Below are 7,693 nucleotides of genomic sequence, written 5' to 3' on the forward strand. Positions count from 1 at the left end.
TGGGGCCCGATGGCCCTCACGCCCACACCGTTTTCTCCCGTGGTCGACGGCGACATTCTGCCGTGCACGCCGTGGAGTGGGCTCGCCGGCGGGGCCGCACGCGATATCGACGTGCTCGTCGGCCACACCCGCGACGAATTCCGGCTCTACACAACACGACCCGGCAGCAAACCGACCACACCGCAGATCGCCGCCGCATTCCAGAATCTCGCACCGCTCGATGGTGAACAGCGCTACCGCATCGCCTACCCCGAGGCGACACCCACCCAACTATTCGAAATCCTCAACAGCGACTGGCTGTTCCGGATGCCGAGCCTGCACCTGGCCGACGCCGCGCATGCTGGCGGCGGACGCGTTTGGTTCTACGAACTGGCCTGGAGTTTCAACTCCCGACAGGGCGCCTCGCACTGCCTGGACTTCCTGCTCGTCTTCGGCACGCTCAGCCCCACGGAAGTCGCCGCGCACCCTTACGCTCATCCCAACGCCGCATGCGAACTCACCCAGGTCGGCGATCAGATGCGCACCGACTGGGCAACTTTCGCCGCTAGCGGCGACCCCGGCTGGGCACCCTACAACTCACAAGCCCGCACCACCCGTATCTACGACACCACGCCAACCGACCGGCCATACCCGCAGGAGCCCTCGCGCCGTATCTGGGCTAAGCATCATTTCGACGCCCTCAAGCTGCTGGCCTGAAACACGCCTCCGCGTCGCCGGCAGCCGAAGAGCCCGCAGATCTCACGGAGTTGGTCTTCCGCGGGGCCGCGCTGGCCGATCCGAACAGCGCGGTGTGCGGCAATTCAGTACGTTGCGTGGTCCTCGCTCTGGCTCTGATCGATGGCGTTCTGGCAGCCGTCGGAGTTGTAGCGGCACAGGTTATGCGAGGCGGATATCTGCGGTGGCGAGGCCGAAAACCTTGCGTCCGGCGGACTTTGCGACGATAACGACGACTGCGGTCCGGGTTTCGGGGTCGACCGATTTGATGCGCCCGGTGAACTCGAGGCTTCCGGTCGAGGCGGCTTCGATGACCGTGTAGTTCGACAGCCGGACCCCGTATCTGGTCATCGCGCTCGGGTCAGCGAGCCATGTGGTGACAAATCCTGCGCCCAGGCCCATGGTGAGCATGCCGTGGGCGATCACATCCGGAAGGCCCGCGAGCGCGGCGACCTCGTCATGCCAATGGATCGGGTTCACATCCCCGGAGACCCCGGCATAATTCACCAAATCCCCACGCGTCAGGTGAACGGTGCGAGCAGGAAGCTCGTCACCGACGGCGATGTCCTCGAATCGGACTGCGGTGCGGGGGACACGCGTGCGTGAGATCGACGAAAGGTTTGCAGCAATCTCTGGTTCCGGATCGCTCGTCGGCAACCCGTCCGCGGCCCGGGAAGTCGTGTCGAGTCCACTCATGATCACGCGCTCGATCATGTCGCTGATGCCGGCGTCGACGTCGTCGCTGGTGAGGCCGACCATCGTGGTGTGCATGATCTGCACGATCTCGCCGGTTTGGTCGGTGAAGGTGTTGGTGATGGTGAGCAGGTCCTTGCCCGCGATCCGGCGCACCGAGGACAGCTCGACATCGCTGACCAACTGGTCGCCGGTGAGCACTGGCTTGTACATTTCGAAGACCTGATCGGTCTGCACGACCACGTCGTAGGCGGTCGTCACGGTCTCGATCAGCCGGTGGTTGGCCAACATCGCGACGGTCGAAAGGAACGTGGTCGGCGCGATCAGGCCGGTGTGCCCGAGCTCGCCGGCAGCGTCCTCACTCCAGTGCGCCGGGTGGAAATCCTGCACCGCTCGCGCGTACTCGCGAATCTTCTCCCGCCCCACCTCGTAGAAGTCGTCCGTGCGATAGCGATGCCCTACCAGCCCAGCCACATCGAATGCTGCCTCCACCAAGCCCCTCCTCCATCCGCATTCCTTCAGTACTCGTGACCGGTATCGGCAGAACCGAGTTCACGAGTGAAACCCCACCTTCTCACACACCATGGCCCTCGCGCCGAGGAAAACAAACGACCGCTCACCAGACACTTTCGGCCGCAGTCGGTTTCCACAGGTCAGATCCAAGGACAGAATCCCCCAGCATCACCAGCCGTGTTGCCGCCCGAGTCGATCTTCGAGTCTGCCCGCGCCGCCGGTTCGAACCGCGTGGAATGGGCCCAGTCGGGTGAAATGACCTCAGCCCGTTGATCTTCGGAGCGCTGACGCTGTCCGGTCCGGTCAGCAGGGTATGCGGCAGGAGCGGATGTTCGGCGCGGTCAATTACTGCGTTCCGAAACCAAGATGACCTCAGCGCGTTAATCGTCAGCTTCGAGCTTGTGCCCAGTCACCTTCCCCAACCACCCGATCAAGCAGACGACACAGGCAATTCCAACCCACAGCATGTTCGCCGAAACCCACGAGTCGGACCTGTCGTGCCAGTGCAGATAGAGGACCACACCCGCGACCGCGATGGCTGCCAGAAGGGCGACCCCGAACTGTGTCATCCTGATTCGGTCAGCCAAGTCTCGGTAGTGCTGTTTGACGAAGGCGTAGACCCCTGCGGTGATCGCAAATCCCCCCGAGATGAGAGCCACGATCACGCCAGCTAGCTGTATCCCGCTCACCTCGACCAGTATGCCCGTCGAGGCACGATCATCGGCATGAGCGGACATTCTGCGCCGCACGCCTCATGCGCCGGGCGCCACCTGAGGGGTGCGACAACACTGCCATCTACCGCTGCGAGTCGCACTTTTCGGCGCAGGTCGGAGTATGGCGCTGGGTTGACCCCATACGGACGGATTTCCGAACGCTCCCTCCTGCGGGAACGCCGTACCGCCGCGCAGGGCTTCTCGCGTTCGGCTGCCGATCGTTTTCCGAACGCCTCTATCAGTCGCGCCCGCGGCCACCAAAGCCTGTGTGGTCCAGCCGATTCGATCTTGCCCGGGTGTAGAACGGGTTCTAGATTGGGTCGATGCGGGGAGACTCCAACGACAAACTGGCCATCCGGAACGTCCGCGTTTTCGACGGCCACGGGCTGGGGGAACCGGCCACCGTTGTCATCGACGGCACTGTGATCGGCACCGACGCCAGCGGCGCGCAGACTCTCGATGCCGGCGGCGCCATCCTCATCCCGGGCCTGATCGACGCCCACGTCCACCTCGACAGCCTCGACGCGCTGGATTCGTATGCCGCCCACGGCGTCACGACCGCCCTGGACATGGCATCGCTGCAGGGCGAGCTGATGGCGGCCCTGCGCGAGCGCACCGCCACGACCGACGTGCGCGGCGCCGGTGTCCCGATCATCGCCTCGGCCGGCGTGCACGCCCAGAGGTCTGGGCAGCGAGCTGGGCGGAGCGATCCGCTTGATTCGTGCTGACATACACGCAACACCGGCCGACACCGCCCCGGACAGAAGTGCGACGCTCAACGCCGTGGCGAGTGCATACCGGCCACTGCTGATGGCGGCGGTCTGCGCGTCGGTCCCACTCGCATCCGACGCGGCGCTGTTGCCCGGCTCGTCCGCCCCGCGTGACTGATCCCCAGCAGAAGCCTCGAGCGGTTGAGGATCCGGCACTCCGGTCGCGGGCTCTCCGCCCGAGGACTCAGGGCCGACAGGCCGAGTATCCATGCAGACAATGCTCTCAGGCCATTGCGCCCGCCTGCGATGCATCTGCCGGTGTGTTCGGAAAACGATGGTCAGCGGCTTGTGAGCGGCGGATCCGTTGGGTTCGGGATCGTGACGTCCTCCGGTACGCGGTCGAATCGCAGTCCGTACATCCTGGGCACTTCGGCCCCTGCGGGGCAGACCCGGTGTAGCCGAGTTGCTCCTCAACCCTTTCGGCTCCGGCGATACGGCGACCTACGTGGTGTGCGACGGTCGCCGCGTGGGGTAACGGCCACGCATGGCGATGCTGGCTGCGGGGCCCGCGGTGAAGACGTACGCGTTGCTGTCGTCTAGGCGGCGGCCCGTCTTGGCATCGACGACGACAGGTTCGACCTCCTCGCCGCTGTTCGCATCGACGAGAATCATGCTGCGCTCGTCAACTGCGAGCCGGGAGTTGCCCCAGGCGGCGAGAGCGACGAGGACGGGGCGCAGAGATCGTCCCAGGTCGGTGAGTAAGTACTCGTGGCGTTCTGGGTTGCTCTGGTACGGGCGGCGTTCCAGCAGGCCGTCGGCGACCAGGGCTTTCAGCCGGGTGGTCAGCATGCTCGAGGAGATGCCGAGGTTCTCCTGGAACTGGTCGAAGCGGGTGTAACCGTCGAAGACGTCATGCAGGATCAGCAGCGTCCACCACTCGCCGACATACGCCACCGTCGTCGACAGCGGACACTCCCGGTCTTCCAATCTGATCCGGCTCGCCATGGACACCATCCCCTAAGTTACTGCTAGAATCGAAGTTACTAACTTCTACTTTAGCAGTTACTTGCGGGGCTGTGTCGTTCACACCCGCTCTCGAGATGGGAGGCCCTATGACCGTGTCCAGCGATGCATCCCTCGACAGGCGGCGAGTGTTGGTCACCGGCGGCACCAAGGGCGTCGGCGCAGCCATCGCGCGTCGCCTCGCCCAAGCCGGCGCGACGGTTCTCGTCACCGCCCGCAGCCGTCCCGCCGACGTCGAGGACAAGCTCTTCATCACCGCCGACCTGTCCACCGCCGAGGGCGCCGCCCACGTAATCGCCGAGGTAGACGACCGTTTGGGGGGCATCGACATCCTGGTCAACAGCCTGGGCGGTTCCGAGGCGCCGGGCGGTGGATTCGCCGCTCTCGGCGACGACGACTGGGCCACGGAGCTGAGCACGAACCTGATGGCCGCCGTCCGCCTCGACCGCGGCCTGCTGCCCGCCATGATCGCGGCCGGGCACGGCGTGATCCTGCACGTCACTTCCATTCAGCGCCGCATGCCGCTGTGGAACGGCACCCTGGCCTATGCGGCCGCCAAGGCCGCGCTGACCACCTACAGCAAGGGCCTGGCCAACGAGGTCGCCCCACGCGGCATCCGCGTCAACACCGTCTCGCCCGGCTTCACCCAGACCGCCGCCGCCGACAACCTGATCGCCCGGATCGCCCAAGACGCCGACATCACCCAAGACGCCGCCCTGAGCCGACTCATGGACTCCCTCGGCGGCATCCCGCTGGGCCGTCCCAACCGACCCGAGGAAGTCGCCGAGCTCGTCGCGTTCCTGGTCTCCGACAGCGCCTCGGCCATCGTCGGCGCCGAGTATGTCATCGACGGCGGTACAACCCCGACCGTATGACCACCGAACCCCCAGGAGGGAACCACCGTGAGCACCAATCAGCCCCAGACCATCGCCCCGCAGGCACTGCCCGAGGTGATCAACCGGTACCTCACCGCACACCGTGCCCACGACAAAACCACCGCGTGCTCCGCCTTCACTCCCGATGCCACGGTGGTCGACGACGGGAACAGCTACGACGGATGCGCGGCCATCGAAGAGTGGCTGAACCGGTCCGCCACCGAGTTCACCTACACCATCGAACTCACAGCGGCCCAACGGTTGGACGCCACCCACTACATCGCGACTCAGCACCTCGAAGGCGACTTCCCCGGCGGCACCGTCGACTTGCGTTACCAATTCACCGTTCGCGGCGACATGATCGAACACCTTGTCATCGCACCCTGAGAGGCGCAGCATCCGGCGAACACGATGCTGGAACTGGCCACCGAGCCCGACTCTGTCCAACTTTTTTGACCCTACACACCCGTTCGGAAAACGATGGTCAGCCGACCATCCTCGCGTATTCGGCCGTTCTCATTCTTCGCGCTGCAGTAGTGAGGCAAGGATCCTCTGAGCTTCATCGCGGACACCGGGGTCGTCGTCTGATGTCAGCTTTTGCAGCTGCTTGATCAGTCGGTCGGCACCCTCAGCCGTCATCCAGTCCGGGTAGCAGTCAAGAGCAGCCTGGATCTCTTCCGCGGTCGAGATCTCGGCGGCATAGCTCCTGGCCAGCAGTACACAGCGCAGGCCAACGATGTCTTTGCGTGCAAGCAGGGCCACGGCAGTCTCTTGCGTGACTGCGGTGTCCTGGTCCAGGAGAAGACGATGGAGGACGTCCGCCACCTCGTCCACCCTGGCTGATATCGCGAGCCGCCGTCCAGCTGCGGCGCGAACCGACCAGGCCGGGGAATCGGCGTCCCTGATCGCGATGCTCTGCTCTTGCCCACCGGAAGACTTCATACGCCCAGCTTGCCAGCGTGCACCTACTGGCCGAGAGCGGTTTGTACGGCCACAGCGGTTTCTGCGGCCCGGCCCGGAAGTAGCAGCCTGCGGTTCCAGCAGCCCATGCCCCGCAACAGGACCTGGACGTGGGTCACGTCCGCACCGCCTTGGCGCAGCAACGCACTGAAACGCCCGTCGATCATGCAGCGTCCCAGGATGTCCTTCATGAGGGAGTCGTCCCTCGCCGGCGTCGAGCCAGGGGAATAGCTTGATCCACTCGCTGAGCTTTGCGGGATCCCGCAGTTCCTCGACCTGGGCGTGCTGGTGCGGGCCGCGTCGGCAGTCAGAACTCCTCCGGCGGGCTCCATTTCGACAGGAGCTGCGCGAAGCGTCAGCCTCGGCAACTTCGTCATTCCGCCCCTTGTCACTGGCCCAGTGTCACGCCCTCCTGTCACATCGACGGGGCTTCTCGGACCGGTCCCTCATTTTCGTGTGCAAAACCGGACCCTGTACGCGCCCGGCGGCTGTCGGCCTGGGGTACACCCCAGCACCGCACTCCGACGTGCGCCGAAAAGTGTGACTCGCACCGGTAGATGGCGGTGTCGTGACACCCTCAGGTGGCGCCAGCGCCCGGAACCTGGTGCGGCGCAGAACGTCCGCCATTGCCGATGAGCGTGCTATCGGTGGGGTGCTCGCAGCGGTCAGTATCCGTTGGCGTCCAGGGCTTCCCGCAGGGCGTTGCAGAGCTCGTAGTCCACTGCCCCCGGCGGGAGCAGCAAGTCTGCCTCGCTGAGCACTTCAACTCCGAGGCTGTCGATAGCTTGCGACAGGGAGATTCCGTCGTCTTGCTCCTTGACCCCCATTCCTGCCCAAATGACACGAAGTCCGGCGCGGTCCTCATGGCCCAGCTTGCGGATCCGCCACCAGAGGTTATCCATCCTCCACATGGCCGAGATCGGATCGATCAGGTCCATTCGCCAGGCGCGACCATAGGTCCCGGCGACAACATCCCAGGGATCGAGACGCGGCGCACCGCCGAGATAGCGGTCGATCTGGCCGTGTAGCTCCCCGAGCTTTGTCTCGATCACGCTGTCGTCGCGGGCTTCCATCGCCACGAGATCGGTCAGGGCAGACCACGAGAAGCCCTGACGCACTAGAATCTGCGCGATCAACGGCCAACAGCCTTCGAAAAGTATGTCCTCTTCCGCCAGCCCGGTAAGACCGTGGATCACCTGAGCGGTAGCAGTCGCCGACATCCTGCGAGCATAAGCACCACGTTGGCCCGCGCAAACTGACAGTGCCAACGCACTATTCTGCCGCATACCGCGCTGACCGAACCGGCCAGCGTGGGGTATCGGAAGATCAACTGGCCGTACCGATCCGAGGCCGTGGAACGTCCGCAACTGCCGCATACCGCGCTGACCGAACCGGCCAACGCGGGGCATCGGAAGATCAACGGGAAGAGCGGATCCGACGCCCCGGAACGTCTGCTACTGCCGATGACCGCGAAGCCCGGATCAGAGGGCAG

General features: G+C 64.9%; 10 protein-coding genes. 4 read left to right on the forward strand and 6 right to left on the reverse strand.

Features of this window, described 5'->3' with window-relative positions:
- Positions 1-696, forward strand: a 696-nt coding sequence (locus AB0L60_RS42085) for a carboxylesterase family protein (protein ID WP_364626464.1), incomplete at its 5' end; no start/stop codon positions are given.
- Between the two features lie 180 nt (positions 697-876).
- On the opposite strand, the gene AB0L60_RS42090 is transcribed toward AB0L60_RS42085, so the two are convergent.
- Together AB0L60_RS42090 and AB0L60_RS42095 are read right to left on the reverse strand one after the other, a co-directional pair.
- Positions 877-1,902, reverse strand: coding sequence for a fused (3R)-hydroxyacyl-ACP dehydratase subunits HadA/HadB (locus AB0L60_RS42090; RefSeq protein ID WP_364626467.1), 1,026 nt, complete (start codon positions 1,900-1,902; stop codon positions 877-879).
- 398 nt (positions 1,903-2,300) lie between these two features.
- Complete coding sequence (locus AB0L60_RS42095) at positions 2,301-2,609, reverse strand: hypothetical protein (protein WP_364626469.1); 309 nt, start codon at positions 2,607-2,609, stop codon at positions 2,301-2,303.
- A gap of 347 nt (positions 2,610-2,956) precedes the next feature.
- Between AB0L60_RS42095 and AB0L60_RS42100 the strand changes: the two genes are divergently transcribed.
- Positions 2,957-3,361: a hypothetical protein gene (locus AB0L60_RS42100; RefSeq protein WP_364626472.1), complete on the forward strand. Its 405-nt coding sequence runs from the start codon at positions 2,957-2,959 to the stop codon at positions 3,359-3,361.
- A 483-nt stretch (positions 3,362-3,844) separates the two neighbouring features.
- On the opposite strand, the gene AB0L60_RS42105 is transcribed toward AB0L60_RS42100, so the two are convergent.
- The gene (locus tag AB0L60_RS42105; RefSeq protein ID WP_364626473.1) at positions 3,845-4,348 is read right to left on the reverse strand and encodes a helix-turn-helix domain-containing protein; all 504 of its coding nucleotides are present in this window, start codon (positions 4,346-4,348) and stop codon (positions 3,845-3,847) included.
- 107 nt (positions 4,349-4,455) lie between these two features.
- Between AB0L60_RS42105 and AB0L60_RS42110 the strand changes: the two genes are divergently transcribed.
- Together AB0L60_RS42110 and AB0L60_RS42115 are read left to right on the forward strand one after the other, a co-directional pair.
- Positions 4,456-5,241 (forward strand): SDR family oxidoreductase, encoded by a 786-nt coding sequence (locus AB0L60_RS42110; protein WP_364626476.1) that lies wholly within the window; start codon positions 4,456-4,458, stop codon positions 5,239-5,241.
- Positions 5,242-5,268: 27 nt separating this feature from the next.
- Positions 5,269-5,628, forward strand: coding sequence for a nuclear transport factor 2 family protein (locus AB0L60_RS42115; RefSeq protein ID WP_364626479.1), 360 nt, complete (start codon positions 5,269-5,271; stop codon positions 5,626-5,628).
- Between the two features lie 129 nt (positions 5,629-5,757).
- On the opposite strand, the gene AB0L60_RS42120 is transcribed toward AB0L60_RS42115, so the two are convergent.
- The 3 genes from AB0L60_RS42120 to AB0L60_RS42130 form a co-directional block, all read right to left on the reverse strand.
- On the reverse strand, positions 5,758-6,183 hold the full coding sequence (locus AB0L60_RS42120) for a hypothetical protein (RefSeq protein ID WP_364626481.1): 426 nt from the start codon (positions 6,181-6,183) through the stop codon (positions 5,758-5,760).
- Between the two features lie 23 nt (positions 6,184-6,206).
- Positions 6,207-6,392, reverse strand: a complete 186-nt coding sequence (locus tag AB0L60_RS42125; RefSeq protein ID WP_364626484.1) for a hypothetical protein — start codon at positions 6,390-6,392, stop codon at positions 6,207-6,209.
- Between the two features lie 474 nt (positions 6,393-6,866).
- Complete coding sequence (locus tag AB0L60_RS42130) at positions 6,867-7,421, reverse strand: hypothetical protein (protein WP_364626487.1); 555 nt, start codon at positions 7,419-7,421, stop codon at positions 6,867-6,869.
- Positions 7,422-7,693 lie beyond the last annotated feature (272 nt).

The sequence above is a fragment of the Nocardia sp. NPDC051981 genome (genome assembly GCF_040680715.1).
Taxonomy (GTDB): domain Bacteria; phylum Actinomycetota; class Actinomycetes; order Mycobacteriales; family Mycobacteriaceae; genus Nocardia.

Excerpts from the sequence above, each read along its gene's own strand:
- AB0L60_RS42100 (WP_364626472.1), top strand. The coding sequence starts at position 2,957 with ATGCGGGGAGACTCCAACGACAAACTGGCCATCCGGAACGTCCGCGTT.
- AB0L60_RS42105 (WP_364626473.1), bottom strand. The coding sequence starts at position 4,348 with ATGGCGAGCCGGATCAGATTGGAAGACCGGGAGTGTCCGCTGTCGACG.
- AB0L60_RS42110 (WP_364626476.1), top strand. The coding sequence starts at position 4,456 with ATGACCGTGTCCAGCGATGCATCCCTCGACAGGCGGCGAGTGTTGGTC.
- AB0L60_RS42120 (WP_364626481.1), bottom strand. The coding sequence starts at position 6,183 with ATGAAGTCTTCCGGTGGGCAAGAGCAGAGCATCGCGATCAGGGACGCC.
- AB0L60_RS42125 (WP_364626484.1), bottom strand. The coding sequence starts at position 6,392 with ATGAAGGACATCCTGGGACGCTGCATGATCGACGGGCGTTTCAGTGCG.
- AB0L60_RS42130 (WP_364626487.1), bottom strand. The coding sequence starts at position 7,421 with ATGTCGGCGACTGCTACCGCTCAGGTGATCCACGGTCTTACCGGGCTG.